Consider the following 14002-nt stretch of genomic DNA (forward strand, 5'->3'; position numbering starts at 1 on the left):
GTCGAACGCGAGCTCCGCGAAGCTCGATGGCCGTTCCTCCCCGGATACCGCCATGAGCCTCGTGAATACGCCAAACCGCCCCCTTGCTGTGAATGCCCCGCTCGACCGCTATGCCGCCGCCGTTGCGCCGGCCGCCGACGGCGTGCTCGCGCTGCGCGGCGAAGTGGCGGTGGCGCTGCCGCTGCGCCACGCCGGCGTGCAGTTGCTACGCCTGCGCTACGAGCTGACCGGTCCGGCGGATGCGCCGGTGGTGTTCGTCGCCGGCGGCATCTCCGCGCATCGCCATCTCGCCGCCAACGCGAGCTTTCCCGAGAAGGGTTGGGCCGAAGGCCTGGTCGCGCCGGGACGGGCGCTGGACCCCAGCCAGCGGCGGCTGCTGGCGTTCGATTTCGTCGGCGCCGACGGCAGCCTGGACGCGCCGATCGACAGCGCCGACCAGGCCGATGCGATCGCCGCGCTGCTGGATGCGCTGGGCATCGCCCAGCTGCACGGCTTCGTCGGCTATTCCTACGGCGCGCTGGTCGGCCTGCAGCTGGCGGTGCGGCATCCGCAGCGCTTGCTGAAACTGGTCGCGGTCAGCGGCGCGCACCGCGCGCATCCATATGCCGCGGCGTGGCGCGCGCTGCAGCGCCGCGCGGTGGCGCTGGGCCAGTTGCAGTGCGCAGAGAGCCACGGGCTGTCGCTGGCGCGGCAGTTCGCGATGCTCAGCTACCGCACCCCGGAAGAATTCGGCGAGCGCTTCGATGCGCCGCCGGAAGTGATCAACGGCCGCGTCCGCGTCGCTGCCGAGGACTACCTGGATGCCGCCGGCGCGCAGTACGTGGCGCGCACCCAGGTCAACGCCTACCTGCGCCTGTCCGAATCCATCGACCTGCACCGCATCGACCCGGCCGCCGTCGCCGCGCCGACCGTGGTGGTCGCGGTCGAAGGCGACCGCCTGGTGCCGCTGGCCGACCTGGTCACCCTGGTCGAAGGCCTGGGCCCGCGCGGCAGCCTGCGCGTGCTGCGTTCGCCGTACGGCCACGACGCCTTCCTGAAAGAAACCGACCGCATCGACGCGATCCTCGCCACCGCCCTTCGCCCCACCGGAGCTACCGCATGAGCACTGCCCACGACAACGATCTGCCCTGTAGCGCCGCCACCGCCGCGGTGCGCGCCGGCATCGATCGCGATACCGCCTACGGCGCGGTGACCCCGCCGATCGTGCTGTCGTCGAACTTCAGCTTCGACGGCTTCGGCAACAAGCGCCAGTACGACTACACCCGCAGCGGCAATCCGACCCGCGACCTGCTCGGCGAAGCGTTGGCGGAGCTGGAAGGCGGCGCCGGCGGCGTGATCACCGCCACCGGCATGGGCGCGATCAACCTGGTGCTGAACGCGCTGCTGCAGCCGGGCGACAAGCTGGTGGTGCCGCACGATGCGTACGGCGGCAGCTGGCGCCTGTTCAACGCGCTGGCCAAGAAGGGCCATTTCGAGCTGATCACCGCCGACCTGACCGATCCGCGCTCGCTGGCCGAGGCGCTGGCGCAGTCGCCGCAGCTGGTGCTGATCGAGACCCCGTCCAATCCGCTGCTGCGCATCACCGACCTGCGCTTCGTCATCGATGCCGCGCACAAGGCCGGCGCGCTGGCGGTGGTCGACAACACCTTCCTGTCGCCGGCGCTGCAGAAGCCCATCGCCTTCGGCGCCGACCTGGTCATCCATTCCACCACCAAGTACGTCAACGGCCACAGCGACGTGGTCGGCGGCGCGGTGGTCGCCGCTACCGCCGAACTGCACCAGCAGCTGGTGTGGTGGGCCAACGCGCTGGGCCTGACCGGTTCGCCGTTCGATGCGTTCCTGACCTTGCGCGGCCTGCGCACGCTGGATGCGCGCCTGCGCGTGCACCAGGAGAACGCACAGGCGGTGGTGGCGCTGCTCGACGGGCATGCCGCGGTCAACCAGGTCTATTACCCGGGCCTGGCCACGCATCCGGGGCATGCGGTGGCGGCGCGGCAGCAGAGCGGCTTCGGCGCGATGATCAGCTTCGAGCTGGCCGGTGGCGAAGCCGAGGTACGTGCCTTCGTCGATGGCCTGCGCTATTTCACCCTGGCCGAGTCGCTGGGCGGGGTCGAGAGCCTGGTCGCGCATCCGGCGTCGATGACGCACGCGGCGATGACCGCCGAGGCGCGCGCCAATGCCGGCATCAGCGATGGCCTGCTGCGGCTGTCGGTGGGCATCGAGTCCAGCGAGGACCTGATCGCCGACCTGCAGGCGGGTCTGCTGCGTGCGCAGCAGGCGGGCGAGGCGGTGGCGCGCAAACGGGTGGACGCGTGAGCGACAGCGTCGCCGATGCAATAGCGCCGGCGCCGGCGCAGGCCGCCGATGCCGCATTGCCGCGACTCAGTCTGCTCGGCACCGGCACGGTCGGCCGCGCCTTCGTCGCGCGCTACCAGGTGCTGCAGCAGCGCCGCCCGGGCTTGCCGGCGTTCGCCTGGCTGGCCAATTCGCGGATCCTGCAGGAGTGCCGGCAAGCGCCGGCGCAGGCGCTGGCCGTGGCCAATGCCGCCGCGCGTGGCGATGACGGCAGCGCGCCGCAGCCGGCCGACCTGCGTGCCGGCGACATCGTGGTCGACGCCACCGCCAGCGAGGCGGTGGCGCAGCGGCATGCCGAGTGGCTGGCGCGCGGGGTGCATGTGGTGACCGCGAACAAACTCGGCCAGGGCGCGGCGTTGGCGCGCGCCGAACAGATCCATGCCGCGCGGCATGCCGCCGGCGCGCACTACGGCGACAGCGCCACGGTCGGTGCGGGCCTGCCGTTGCTGAGCAGCCTGCGCGCGCTGGCGGCCGGCGGCGACCATATCCACGCGGTGGAAGGCGTGCTGTCCGGCTCGATGGCGTGGCTGCTGCATCGCTACGACGGCAGCCGTGCGTTCTCCGCGTGCGTGCGCGAGGCCGCGGCGGCCGGCTACACCGAGCCGGATCCGCGCGAGGACCTGTCCGGCGAGGACGTGCGCCGCAAGCTGCTGATCCTGGCGCGCGCGGCCGGGCTGTCGTTGCGCGCCGAGCAGGTGCAGGTCGAATCGCTGCTGCCGGCGGCGCTGGCCGCGGCGGCACCGCGGGACGTGGATGCCGCGTTGTCGGCGCTGGATGCGCCGCTGGCGACGCGCCTGGCGCAGGCGCGCGCGAACGGCGCCTGCCTGCGTTTCGTCGGCCGCTTCGATGCGCACGGCGCGTCGGTGGGATTGCGCGAGCTGCCGCTGGCGCATCCGCTGGCCAGCGGTGCCGGTACCGACAACCGCGTCGCCATCCACAGCGACCGCTACCTGCAGCAGCCGTTGCTGATCCAGGGCCCCGGCGCCGGTGCCGAGGTGACCGCGGCGGCCTTGCTCGACGACGTGCTGCGCATCGCGGTGCGCTGAGGCTGAGGCGCCGGCATCCGCTGCGCCGCTACGGCGCAGTGCTCGGTGCGGCGCTCGGCGCGGCCAGCGCCTGCAGCAGCGCGGCGTTGAAGCGCTGCGGCGCTTCGACCTGCGGCGAGTGGCCCAGGTCGGCGAATTCGACCAGCGTCGCGCCGGGAATCGCCGCCGCCGCGCGCTTGCCCAGCGCCGGATAGTCGCCCAGGGTCCTGGCCAGCGCCGGCGGCGCCAGGTCCTTGCCGATCGCGGTGCGGTCGCGCTGGCCGATGAACAGCGTGGTCGGTACGCGCAGTTGCGCGAACTGCTGCACCACCGGCTGGTTGAACACCATGTCCGAGGTCAGCGCCTGGTTCCAGGCCACGCGCGCGTGGCCGGGGCCGGCATACAGCCCGGCCTGCATCGTCACCCAGCGGTCGTATTCCGGTTTCCATTGCCCGCCGTAGTAGACGTTCTGCTGATACTGCTTGATCGAGGCGGCATCGGTCTTGAGTTCCTTCGCATACCAGTCGTCGACGCTGCGCCACGGCACGCCGGCCGCCTTCCAGTCCTCCAGCCCGATCGGATTGACCAGCAGCAGCCGGCTCACGTCCTGCGGATACTGCAGCGCGTAATGCGCGGCGAGCATGCCGCCCATCGAGTGGCCGACGAACACCGCCTGGGTCACCCCGGCGTGGCGCAGCAACGCATGGGTATTGGCCGCCAGTTGCGCGAAGGAGAACTGGTAGGCCTGCGGCTTGCTCGACTTGCAGAAACCGATCTGGTCCGGCGCGATCACCCGGTAGCCCGCGGCGACCAGCGCGGCGATCGCCGACTCCCAGGTCGCCGCGCAGAAGTTCTTGCCGTGCAGCAGCACGACCGTGCGGCCGTTCGGCGTGCCGCTCGGGGCCACGTCCAGATAGGCCATCTGCAACGGCTGGCGCTGCGAGGCGAAGTCGTAGCGCGCGACGGGATACGGATAGTCGAAGCCTTCCAGCTGCGCGCCGTAGCGCGGTGCGGGCGTGGCGGCGTGGCAGGGCGGCAGCAGGAGCGCGGCGGCGAGCGCGGCGAGGAGCGTGTGTCGGCGCATGCGGGCTGGAGCGAGTGCGGGGATGCCGCGACTCTAGCCCGGGCCATGCACGGGCCGCGTCAACGCGCTTCAGCAGCGCGAGTGCACCAGGCTCAGGCAGGCGTGGTGCTGCATGCGCTCGGGCGGCTCCTGCAGCGCCGCCAGCACCTGCTCGGCCTGCGTGCCCAGCACCGGCCGGTACGCGGCCCAGCCGTTGCGGCCCTTGGCCTTGGCCTGGTACAGCGCGCGGTCGGCGAGGATCAGCAACTGCTCCCAGCCCAGGCGGTTGTCGGGATCGTGCACGAACGGGAATTCGGCCAGGCCGATCGAGCAGGTGACCTGGCTGTGGCGGCCATGATCGAGCGCGAAGGAGTGCGCGGCGATCGACCGGCACAGGCGCTCGGCGGCCACGGTCAGGTTCTCGCGCGGCGCCGAGCGCAGCACCAGCAGGAATTCCTCGCCGCCCCAGCGCACCACATAGTCGCTTTCGCGGGTCAGCTTGACCAGCAGCTGCGCCATCTGCTGCAGCACCGCGTCGCCGGTGTGGTGGCCGCCGCTGTCGTTGATCGACTTGAAATGGTCGATGTCGATCAGCGCGAACAGCATGCCCGAGGACAGCATGTCCTGGTCGTTGGCGGCCATGCGCCGGTACAGCGCGATGTCGCTGGGGATGTGCAGCGACAGGTAGCGGCGATTGCGCAGCTGGGTCAGGTCGTCGGTGAAGCTGGCTTCCTGCAGGCGCTGGTTGGCCGCCTGCAGCGCCTCGGTGCGCTGGCGCACCTGCCGTTCCAGGGTTTCGCGCTGGCGCTGGTTGACCACGCGCGCGATGCCGATGCCGAGCAGCGCCAGGGCCAGCACGCCCAGCACCAGCAGCAGCTTGTAGTACAGCGTCTCCTGGAAGCGCAGCCGGATCCGCAGCGGCAACTGCGCCGGCGCCTGCGCCCAGACGCCGGCGTTGTTGCTGCCGCTGACCTCGAACACGTAGTCGCCGCCGGGCAGGTTGGTATAGCTGGCCACGCGCTGGCGGATGTCGTCCAGGCTGCGCCACTGGGTGTCGTAGCCGACCAGGCGGTAGCGCAGTTCCACGTTCTCCGGGGCCTGGAACGAGGCCGCGGTGAACTCGAAATCCAGGTCGCGCGCCTGCGCCGGCAGCGGCGTGTCGCGCAGCGCCTGCGGCGCCATCCAGCGGCCCTGCGCGCGGATCCGTTCCACCACCGGCTGCGGCGCGACCGGATTCTTGACGATGCCGGCGGTGTCCATGGTCACCACGCCGTCGCGGCTGGGCAGCCACAGCGTGCCGTTGTCGATGAAGCCCTTGCCGTTGCCGGCGCCGTTGCAGCACAGGCCCTGCACGCCGCCGTGGCGCTGGCCGCGCTCGTTGAGCAGCAGTTCGGCCTGCAGCGGCGTGCCCGGCACCGCGATGCGCTTGAGCAGGCTCGCCAGCGGCACCCGGTACACGCCGCGCAGGCCGGCCACCCACAGGCTGCCGTGGCCGTCGTCGGCGATGAAGAACGCGGCGTTGGCGGGCAGCCCGTCGTGTTCGTCGAACATGGTCCAGCGCTTGCCGTCGAACACCCACAGCTGGTCGGACAGGGTGCCGATCACCCACTGTCCGCCGGGCAGTTCGTGGATCGCGGTGACGTCGGCGTCGGCCAGCGCCGAGCCGGCCTCGGCGAGCGCCAGCAGGCGCTCGCCGCGCACTTCGTACAGGCCGGCCTGGGAACCGATCAGCAGGCGCCCGGCGCGGGTTTCGTGGATCAGGCGGACCCGCGGGTCGCGCAGGCCCTCGCTGTTGCCGTAGCGCTGCAGGCGCACGCCGTCGCTGCGGAACAGGCCGTCGCTGGTGGCGAACCACAGCCGCTGTGCGCGATCGCGGACGATGCCGTTGACCTGCAGTTCGTGCAGCGGCGCCAGCAGTGGCGGCTCGGCCGCGCGCCCGTCGCGGTACAGCAGTGCGCCGCGGCGGGTGCCGATCCACAGGTGGCCGGGTTCGGCGAGCAGGGTGTAGGGAACGTCGCTGGGCAGTTGGTCGCGGCTCAGCACTTGCTGATAGCGGCCGGCGCGCAGCCGCGCCAGGCCGCTGCCGGTGCCGACCCACAGCGAGCCGTCGGGGTCGCGCGCCAGCGTCCACACCAGCGGATCGGTCAGCCCTTCGTAGCTGCTGTAGCGGCGGGTCCAGCCGTTCCACAGCCTGCTCACGCCGCTCAGTTGGGTGCCCAGCCAAAGGTTGCGCTCGCGGTCCTCGAAGACCGCGCTGACGACGGTATTCTGACCGTGCTGGAGGGATTGCTCGACGATGCCGCCGTCGCGCACGCGCAGCAGATAGCCGGGCAGGCCCACCCACAGGTTGCCGTCGCTGTCCTGAAGCAGCGCTTCCACTGCGCGCCGGGTCACCGCCGGGTCGCCGGGCAGCCACTGCCAGCGGCCGTCGCGGCGGAACAGCAGGCCGTCGCGGCTGCCGGCCCACAGCCGTCCCTGCGCGTCCAGCAGCTGCCGCACCGGCGCTGCGTGCGCGTCCGCCGGCAGCGGCAGCGGCTCCTCGTCGCCCTCGGCGAAGCGCAGCACGGCGCCGCGCGTACCGACCCACAGCTCGCCGCCGCGCGGCAGCAGCGCATAGGCGCCATCGGCGATGCGATGACGCAGGCGCAGGCCGTCGCCGACCACGGCGTAGACGCCATCCTGCGCGGCGACCAGCACCGTGCCTTGCGCGTCGACCGCGATCGCTTCGATGTTCAGCAGCGGTGCTTGCGGGTCCTGCGGCAGCAGATTGCGGAAGCGGCCGTCGCGGTAGCGCGCCAGGCCGCGGTAGGTGCCGATCCACAGGTCGCCGCGCGGGTCGACCTTCAAGGCCTTGATCCACGGGCCGGGCAGGTTGGCGGGGGCTTTCTCGCCGAAGGTGGTCATGCGCACGCCGTCGAAGCGCGCCAGCCCGCCCATCGTGCCGATCCACAGGTAGCCCTGCCGGTCTTGCGCGAAGGCCTGCACGCTCAGCTGCGGCAGGCCTTGTTCCAGGCCCCAGCCTTGGCGTTCGTAGTGGTTGAACTGCTTGTCCGGCTGCAAGGCGGCCGCCGTCGGCACGAGCGAGATCCACACTCCCAGGAGCATGGCCAGCTTTAGCGCACAGGTGCACCAGGAAGCGGGGTGGGACTGCAAGGGCATTCCAGTGCCGGTTCGGCGGATCGTCAATGTCGCTATCGGCGCAGGCGCGCCGATCTTTATCCGTAGCGCAACAAAGGCCTGCGCGGCGTCGGCGATCGCGACGGCCGCAAGGCCTGTCATCCAGGCAGGTCCGACCCGTGGCACGCGGTGGCGCGCAGCCCATGCAGCGTCGCCGTGCGGGCGCTGCGCGCTGCGCGGGGCTGCGCTCCGTCCTGGTCCGCGCATGCGCCGCGGCGGCGCGATGCGCTCGGACAGGGAGGACGCGCCGGCGCCATCATCTCAGCACTCGATCACGTTCACCGCGAGCCCGCCGCGGCTGGTTTCCTTGTACTTGTCCTGCATGTCGCGGCCGGTGTCGCGCATGGTCCGGATCACCTTGTCCAGCGACACCTTGTGCTTGCCGTCGCCGCGCATGGCCATGCGGCTGGCGTTGATCGCCTTCACCGCGCCCATCGCATTGCGCTCGATGCACGGGATCTGCACCAGCCCGCCGATCGGGTCGCAGGTCAGGCCGAGGTTGTGTTCCATGCCGATCTCGGCGGCGTTCTCGATCTGCCCCGGCTTGCCGCCGAGCGCGGCGACCAGGCCGCCGGCGGCCATCGAGCAGGCCACGCCGACTTCGCCCTGGCAGCCGACTTCGGCGCCGGAGATGGACGCGTTTTCCTTGTACAGGATGCCGATCGCCGCGGCGGTCAGCAGGAAATCGAAGATGCGCTGCTCGTCGCTGCCCGGGCAGAACCGGTCGAAGTAGTGCAGCACCGCCGGAATGATCCCGGCCGCGCCGTTGGTCGGTGCGGTGACCACGCGCCCGCCGGCGGCGTTCTCTTCGTTGACCGCCAGTGCGTACAGGTTGACCCAGTCCAGCGTGGTCAGCGGATCGCGCATCGCCGCTTCCGGCTTGGACGACAGTTCGCGGTACAGCGCCGGCGCGCGCCGCGACACATGCAGGCCGCCGGGCAGCGTGCCTTCCTCGCGGATGCCGCGCGCCACGCAGGCCTGCATCGCGTTCCACAGCTCGCGCAGGCCGTCGCGGATCTCGTCCTCGCTGCGCCAGCACTTCTCGTTCTCGAACATCAGCGCGGCGATGCTCAGGCCGCTGCGCGCGGCCTGCGCCAGCAGTTCGTCGCCGCTCTTGAACGGGTAGGGCAGCGGCGTCTCGTCGGCGACGATGCGGTCGTCGGCGGCGTCGTCCTGGTTGACCACGAAGCCGCCGCCGACCGAGTAGTAGTCGCGCGTGGCGATCACCTCCTCGTCGGCGGCGTAGGCGGTGAAGCGCATGCCGTTGGTGTGGTAGGGCAGCTTCTGGCGCTTGTTCAGCGCCAGGTCGCGCTTCTCGTCGAAGGCGATGCTGTGCTGGCCCATCAGGTTGATGCGCTTGCTGCTGCGGATGCGCTCCAGCGTGCTCGGAATGATGTCCGGGTCGATCAGGTTCGGGCGCTGCCCTTCCAGGCCCAGCAGCACCGCCTTGTCGGTGCCGTGGCCGCGCCCGGTCAGCGCCAGCGAGCCGAACACCTCGGCGCGGATCCGCACCACCTCGCCGAGCCGGCCCGGATCCAGCAGCCAGCGGTGCACGAAGCGCTCGGCCGCACGCATCGGCCCCACGGTATGCGAGGAGCTCGGCCCGATGCCGATCTTGAACAGGTCGAAGGTGCTGACAGCCATACGTGCCGGAGAGGTGGAAGGCCAAAGACCGTCTATTCTATGCCCCTGGCGCATTGCGCACGCCCGCAACGCAGCATCGGAGCCGCGGCCATGTCCCTGACCCTGTACCAGCGCGACGACTGCCATCTGTGCGACCAGGCCCTGCTGGTCCTGGCGCAGGCGCGCGTGGGCGACCTGGACAGCATCTTCATCGATGACGACCCGGCATTGGAAGCGCGCTACGGCGAGCGGGTGCCGGTGCTGCGCGACGCGGCGGGGCGCGAGCTGCAATGGCCATTCGATCCGGCGCAGGTCACGGGCTGGCTGACCGCCGCGCAGTAGCCTGGCGGGTAGCGGCGCCTGGCGCGGCGGCATCACAATGCAAGTCATCCCCAGTCATGGCGACAAACGCAGAGGCGGCGACATGAGGGTTCCTTATCGTGCGGGCCTGGCAGTGCTTGCGCTGCTGTGGAGCGTCGCCGCAGCGCACGACCAGGCGCAGCGCCGTTTCGATCTGCAGACCGCGAGCATCGCCGAGATCAACCGCGCGATCGACAGCGGCGCCCTGGATTCGGAGCGGCTGGTCGCGCTGTCGCTGGCCCGGATCCGGGCCTACGATCCGCAGCTGCATGCGGTCATCAATCTCAATCCGCACGCGCTGGAGCAGGCCCGCGCGCTGGACGCCGAGCGCCGCGCCAGCGGACGCCGCTCGCCGCTGCACGGCATTCCGGTGCTGCTGAAGGACAACGTCGATACCCGCGATCTCCCCACCACGCTCGGCTTCTACGGCCTCCGCGGCGCGGTGCCGTATGCGGACGCCGCGGTGGTCGTGCGCTTGCGCGAGGCGGGCGCCATCATCCTGGCGAAGGTCAACCTGAGCGAGCTGGCGTCGGGGCCGGCGCTGAGTTCGCTGGGCGGGCAGACGCGCAATCCGCACAATCTCGCCTACAGCCCGGCCGGCTCGTCCAGCGGGACCGCCGTGGGCGTCGCAGCCGGCTACGCGCCGGTGGGCATCGCCACCGACACCACCGGCTCGGCGCGCTGGCCCGCGGCAACCAATGGCGTGGTCGGCCTGCGTCCGACCACCGGCGCGATCGGCTATGCCGGCATCCAGCCGAATACGCCCACGCTCGATGCGGTCGGCCCGATCGCGCGCTCCGTCGCCGATGCGGCGCTGGTGCTGAGCGTGCTGGAAGATGCGGACCGGCGACCAGCGGCGGCGCGCGACGCGGACGGCCGCGCTCCCGCCGATTCCATGCTCGGGCTGCGCGCCGATGCGCTGCGCGGGACGCGCATCGGGTTCCCGCGGCACGACTTTTCCGGGGACGATCCGCAGGTGGACGCGGCGATGGAGGCGGCCCTCGACGCGCTGCGGGCGAGCGGCGCGTCGGTGGTGGAGATCGAACTGCCACCGTGGCTGCTGCGCCTGAGCGGCGAGCTGCAGGCGATCCTCGTGCGCACCGAAGCCGCCCCCAGTCTCGATGCGTATCTGCCGGCGGCTTTTCCGCCGCGGTATCCGCAGCGCCACGCCGACATCCTGGCGCTGAGCGAAGCGCTCAACGCGGCCACGCCGGCCGGCGCCTTCCCCAATCCGGGGCGCCGCGACGGGTACCGCGAGGAGGCCGCGGCGCCGCCGCCGACCGATGCGGTCTATCTCGCGGCCCGCGAACAGGGCCGCCAGTTCCTCAAGGCGTCGATGCAGGCGGTGTTGGCCCGGAACCGTCTCGATGCGATCGTCTATCCGACCCAGACCATGCGCATCAACCGGATCGGAGAACCCGCGCAGCGCAATGCGCGTGGTCTGTTCGGCAACTTCGGTCCGGGTCTGGCGAGTGTGGCGGGCTGGCCCGAGCTGACGGTACCGGCGGGTTTCACCGCGGACGGCCTGCCGGTGGGGGTGTCGTTCCTGGGGCCGGAGTTCAGCGAGCGGCGGCTGTTGGGCTACGGCTTCGCCTTCGAGCAGCGCACGCACGCGCTGCGCCAGCCGGCGGCGACGCCGCCGCTCGCAGGCGACCGTTTCGTCTATTGAAGCGGCGCGCTGCAAGCGGCGATCGCGCTCGTGCGGCGAGGTCGATCCGGTGTGGCCACAGCAAGCGCCGTGCGCCTATTCCGCCGCCAGGCCGGCCGCGGGCGCAGTGCCGTGCGGTTGCTCGGTCGCCGGCGGCGCGTCCGCATGCCATGCAAAACAGCAGATCACCGTGCCGTCGGCGTCCGTGCGGGTCGGCGCCGGATGCATGCCGGCCTTGCGCAGCACGCGCAGCGAGGCCAGGTTCTGCGGATACGCGGTGGCGATCGCGTGCTGCAGGCCCAGTTCCTCCCGCGCATACGCCAGCATCGCCTGCGCCGCTTCGGTGGCCAGTCCGCGTCCCCAGTGTTCGCGCCGGAACGCGTACTTCAGTTCGGCCTCCGCCTGGCCGGCCGGGTGGACCAGCCCGCAGAAACCGATGGTCTGGCCATCGGCGCGGTTCACCAACGCAGACATGCCGTAGCCGCGCGTGCGGTAGTTGCGTTCGGAGACGGCGACCCATTCCACGCACTGCGCGCGATCCAGCGGCTCGCCGTCGCCGACCCAGCGCATGGCCTCGGCATCGCCATAGACAGCGAACAAGGCATCGACGTCGGATGGGCGCAGGTGGCGGCCGATCAGGCGCGCGGTCCTGAAGATGTCCTTTTCCATGCCGCAAGTGTGGCATGCGTGGCGAAGCGCGCCGTTGGCCGGCCTCGGCACGCGAGCGCTTAGCGCGTGGCCTGCCAGCGAGCCGGGCATCGCTGGCCAAGACGGCAGGCCATGCCCTTGCCGTGCCCGTCCAGACACAAAAAAAGCGGCGGACCCGACGAGGGAATCCGCCGCCCAGTGGCCGCATGCCGCTGCGGCCTGTGGCGAATCACTTCGCCTTGAACACCACCTTGGTGCTGATCGCGGTTTCGTTGGGGATGGTCTTGGTGTCGGCCCAATCGCCGCCACCGACGCCGAAGTCCAGGCGCTTGACGGTGGCCTTGCCGGCCAGCACCGGCTGCGCGCCGGGGGTCCAGGTGAAGGTCAGGGTCACCGGCTTGGACACGCCGCGCAGTTCCAGGGTGCCGTCGGCGGCGTACTGGTTGTTGCCCAGCGAACGGAACTTGTCGGCGCGGTAGTGGGCGGTGGCGAACTTGGCCACGTTGAAGAAGTCCGGACCCTGCAAGGTGGAGTCGCGGTCGCCATTGCCGCTCTTGGCGCCGGCCAGCGGGATCGCCACGTCGAGCTTGGCGCTGGCCAGGTTGGCCGGGTCGAAGCTGAGCTTGGTGTCGAAGCCGGGGAACTGGCCGGTGAACACTTCGCCGTCGTACTTGCTGGCGAACACCAGGCTCGAGCCCGGCGCCTGCACGTAATCGGCGGCGAACGCGGGGGCGGCGGCGAGCATCGCCACCAGGCTGGCGGCAACGGCGGCGGGGGAGGCGAAACGGGACGACATGATGGAACTCCTCAGGACTTGGGGGTCAGCCAGCCGCGCGGCAACATCCGCGCCAGGGTGGCATCGCGTTGGAACAGGTGGTGGTAGAAGGCGGCGCCGGCATGCGCCAGCACCACCGCGATCAGGATCCAGAAGCCCCATTCGTGCACCGCATGCGACAGGTCGCGCAGGTGCGCGTCGGGCGCGCTGAGCTTGGGCACGGCGACCAGGCCGAACCAGCGGAACGGGCGCAGGCCGCTGCTGGAGTCGTACAGCCAGCCGGACAGCGGCATGGCGAAGATCAGCACGTACAGCAGCGCGTGGGTGGCGCTGGCGATGCGTTCCTGCCAGCTCGGCGTGCCGGGCACCGGCTTGGGCGCGCCGGCGTACAGACGCCAGCCCAGGCGCGCGATCACCAGCGCCAGCACGGTCAGGCCGAGCGACTTGTGCGCGGTGTAGACCCAGAAGTACTTGGGCGTCTTCGGCAGCTCGCCCATGGTCAGGCCGACCACGCCCAGCAACAGGATCAAGGCGGCGATCAGCCAATGCAGGGTCTGGCTGACGCCACCCCAACGCTCGGCGGTGTTCTTGGCGGTCATGGCGTGGATTCCTGGCTGGCGCTGGGCGAGGGAGTGGGGGTGTCGGCGGGTGCGTCCGCCGGCGGCGGGTCGGGGTCGGCGCGGCCGTCGCGGGTGGCCTCGGCCTCGATGCGCAACTCGACCGTGGCGCCGATCACCGACGGCCAGGCGGCGATGCCGAAGTCGGCGCGCTGCAACGTGGTGGTGGCGGAAAAGCCCACGGTGCGGCGGAACGGCGGCAGCGGATGCCGCTTCAGCGCGTTGAGGGTCACGTCCAGCGCGATCTCGCGGCTGACCCCGTGCAGGGTCAGTGTGCCGAACACCTTGGCGTGGGTGGCGTCGACCGGCTCGATCCGGGTGGAGACGAAGCGCGCCTCGGGGAAATGTTCGCCATCGACCAGGTTGTGCGCCAGTGCGGCGCGGTTCCATTTGTCGTCGCCCAGGTCCAGGCGCTGCAGCGGCACCCGCGCGTCCAGCCGCGCGCTGCGCCAGTCGTCGGGGTCGAACGACAGCGTGCCGGTGCTGCCGGACACGGTGCCCAGCGCCTTGGAGAAGCCGGCGTGCTCGATCGCGAACAGCACGCGGGTGTGCACCGGATCCAGCGCGTACTGCGCCGGGGCGGCCAGCGCGGCGGTCGGCAAGGTCAGCAGCAGGGCGATCAGGCAGCGCTGGAGCATGGGTGGGCCAGGCAGGAGGGGTAGGCGGGATTCTAGGCGCAGTCCGCGGCGCTTGCGCCAGCGCGTGGCGCAA

12 protein-coding genes are annotated in these 14002 nt (G+C 71.3%); 5 read left to right on the forward strand and 7 right to left on the reverse strand.

The features are described from left to right. The first annotated feature begins 52 nt into the window (after nucleotides 1-52). The 3 genes from AB8810_RS07235 to AB8810_RS07245 are packed head-to-tail and all read left to right on the forward strand — an operon-like array spanning nucleotide 53 to nucleotide 3401. Complete coding sequence (locus tag AB8810_RS07235) at nucleotides 53-1102, forward strand: homoserine O-succinyltransferase (RefSeq protein WP_369915970.1); 1050 nt, start codon at nucleotides 53-55, stop codon at nucleotides 1100-1102. Next, a complete protein-coding gene (locus tag AB8810_RS07240; RefSeq protein WP_228321662.1) occupies nucleotides 1099-2316 on the forward strand; it encodes an O-succinylhomoserine (thiol)-lyase in 1218 nt (405 codons plus the stop codon). The genes AB8810_RS07235 and AB8810_RS07240 overlap by 4 nt, the downstream gene beginning before the upstream one ends. A 20-nt stretch (nucleotides 2317-2336) precedes the next feature. After that, complete coding sequence (locus AB8810_RS07245; RefSeq protein WP_369916639.1) at nucleotides 2337-3401, forward strand: homoserine dehydrogenase; 1065 nt, start codon at nucleotides 2337-2339, stop codon at nucleotides 3399-3401. Nucleotides 3402-3429: 28 nt separating this feature from the next. Here the strand turns inward: AB8810_RS07245 and AB8810_RS07250 are convergent, their stop codons facing one another. The 3 genes from AB8810_RS07250 to AB8810_RS07260 form a co-directional block, all read right to left on the reverse strand. Continuing rightward, a complete protein-coding gene (locus AB8810_RS07250; protein ID WP_369915971.1) occupies nucleotides 3430-4464 on the reverse strand; it encodes an alpha/beta fold hydrolase in 1035 nt (344 codons plus the stop codon). Between the two features lie 69 nt (nucleotides 4465-4533). Continuing rightward, nucleotides 4534-7521 (reverse strand): two-component regulator propeller domain-containing protein, encoded by a 2988-nt coding sequence (locus tag AB8810_RS07255; protein ID WP_369915972.1) that lies wholly within the window; start codon nucleotides 7519-7521, stop codon nucleotides 4534-4536. Between the two features lie 360 nt (nucleotides 7522-7881). Further along, nucleotides 7882-9264 (reverse strand): L-serine ammonia-lyase, encoded by a 1383-nt coding sequence (locus AB8810_RS07260; RefSeq protein ID WP_179566321.1) that lies wholly within the window; start codon nucleotides 9262-9264, stop codon nucleotides 7882-7884. A 90-nt stretch (nucleotides 9265-9354) separates the two neighbouring features. On the opposite strand from AB8810_RS07260, the gene AB8810_RS07265 reads away from it, so the two are divergent. Together AB8810_RS07265 and AB8810_RS07270 are read left to right on the forward strand one after the other, a co-directional pair. Beyond that, nucleotides 9355-9585, forward strand: coding sequence for a glutaredoxin family protein (locus AB8810_RS07265; RefSeq protein WP_369915974.1), 231 nt, complete (start codon nucleotides 9355-9357; stop codon nucleotides 9583-9585). A gap of 82 nt (nucleotides 9586-9667) precedes the next feature. Then, nucleotides 9668-11272: an amidase family protein gene (locus AB8810_RS07270; RefSeq protein WP_369915976.1), complete on the forward strand. Its 1605-nt coding sequence runs from the start codon at nucleotides 9668-9670 to the stop codon at nucleotides 11270-11272. 75 nt (nucleotides 11273-11347) lie between these two features. Here the strand turns inward: AB8810_RS07270 and AB8810_RS07275 are convergent, their stop codons facing one another. From AB8810_RS07275 to AB8810_RS07290, 4 genes are all read right to left on the reverse strand, one after another. Beyond that, nucleotides 11348-11920, reverse strand: coding sequence for a GNAT family N-acetyltransferase (locus AB8810_RS07275; protein WP_369915978.1), 573 nt, complete (start codon nucleotides 11918-11920; stop codon nucleotides 11348-11350). A gap of 208 nt (nucleotides 11921-12128) precedes the next feature. Beyond that, a complete protein-coding gene (locus AB8810_RS07280) occupies nucleotides 12129-12695 on the reverse strand; it encodes a YceI family protein (RefSeq protein ID WP_179566316.1) in 567 nt (188 codons plus the stop codon). An 11-nt stretch (nucleotides 12696-12706) separates the two neighbouring features. Next, complete coding sequence (locus AB8810_RS07285; protein WP_179566315.1) at nucleotides 12707-13273, reverse strand: cytochrome b; 567 nt, start codon at nucleotides 13271-13273, stop codon at nucleotides 12707-12709. Beyond that, the gene (locus AB8810_RS07290) at nucleotides 13270-13929 is read right to left on the reverse strand and encodes a YceI family protein (protein WP_191826561.1); all 660 of its coding nucleotides are present in this window, start codon (nucleotides 13927-13929) and stop codon (nucleotides 13270-13272) included. The genes AB8810_RS07285 and AB8810_RS07290 overlap by 4 nt, the downstream gene beginning before the upstream one ends. Nucleotides 13930-14002: the final 73 nt, after the last annotated feature.

Source organism: Xanthomonas sp. NCPPB 3005 (assembly GCF_041228095.2).
Classification (GTDB): Bacteria; Pseudomonadota; Gammaproteobacteria; order Xanthomonadales; family Xanthomonadaceae; genus Xanthomonas_A; species Xanthomonas_A bonasiae.

Excerpts from the sequence above, each read along its gene's own strand:
- AB8810_RS07240 (WP_228321662.1), top strand. The coding sequence starts at position 1,099 with ATGAGCACTGCCCACGACAACGATCTGCCCTGTAGCGCCGCCACCGCC.
- AB8810_RS07260 (WP_179566321.1), bottom strand. The coding sequence starts at position 9,264 with ATGGCTGTCAGCACCTTCGACCTGTTCAAGATCGGCATCGGGCCGAGC.
- AB8810_RS07265 (WP_369915974.1), top strand. The coding sequence starts at position 9,355 with ATGTCCCTGACCCTGTACCAGCGCGACGACTGCCATCTGTGCGACCAG.
- AB8810_RS07270 (WP_369915976.1), top strand. The coding sequence starts at position 9,668 with ATGAGGGTTCCTTATCGTGCGGGCCTGGCAGTGCTTGCGCTGCTGTGG.
- AB8810_RS07235 (WP_369915970.1), top strand. The coding sequence starts at position 53 with ATGAGCCTCGTGAATACGCCAAACCGCCCCCTTGCTGTGAATGCCCCG.
- AB8810_RS07275 (WP_369915978.1), bottom strand. The coding sequence starts at position 11,920 with ATGGAAAAGGACATCTTCAGGACCGCGCGCCTGATCGGCCGCCACCTG.
- AB8810_RS07285 (WP_179566315.1), bottom strand. The coding sequence starts at position 13,273 with ATGACCGCCAAGAACACCGCCGAGCGTTGGGGTGGCGTCAGCCAGACC.
- AB8810_RS07290 (WP_191826561.1), bottom strand. The coding sequence starts at position 13,929 with ATGCTCCAGCGCTGCCTGATCGCCCTGCTGCTGACCTTGCCGACCGCC.
- AB8810_RS07280 (WP_179566316.1), bottom strand. The coding sequence starts at position 12,695 with ATGTCGTCCCGTTTCGCCTCCCCCGCCGCCGTTGCCGCCAGCCTGGTG.
- AB8810_RS07250 (WP_369915971.1), bottom strand. The coding sequence starts at position 4,464 with ATGCGCCGACACACGCTCCTCGCCGCGCTCGCCGCCGCGCTCCTGCTG.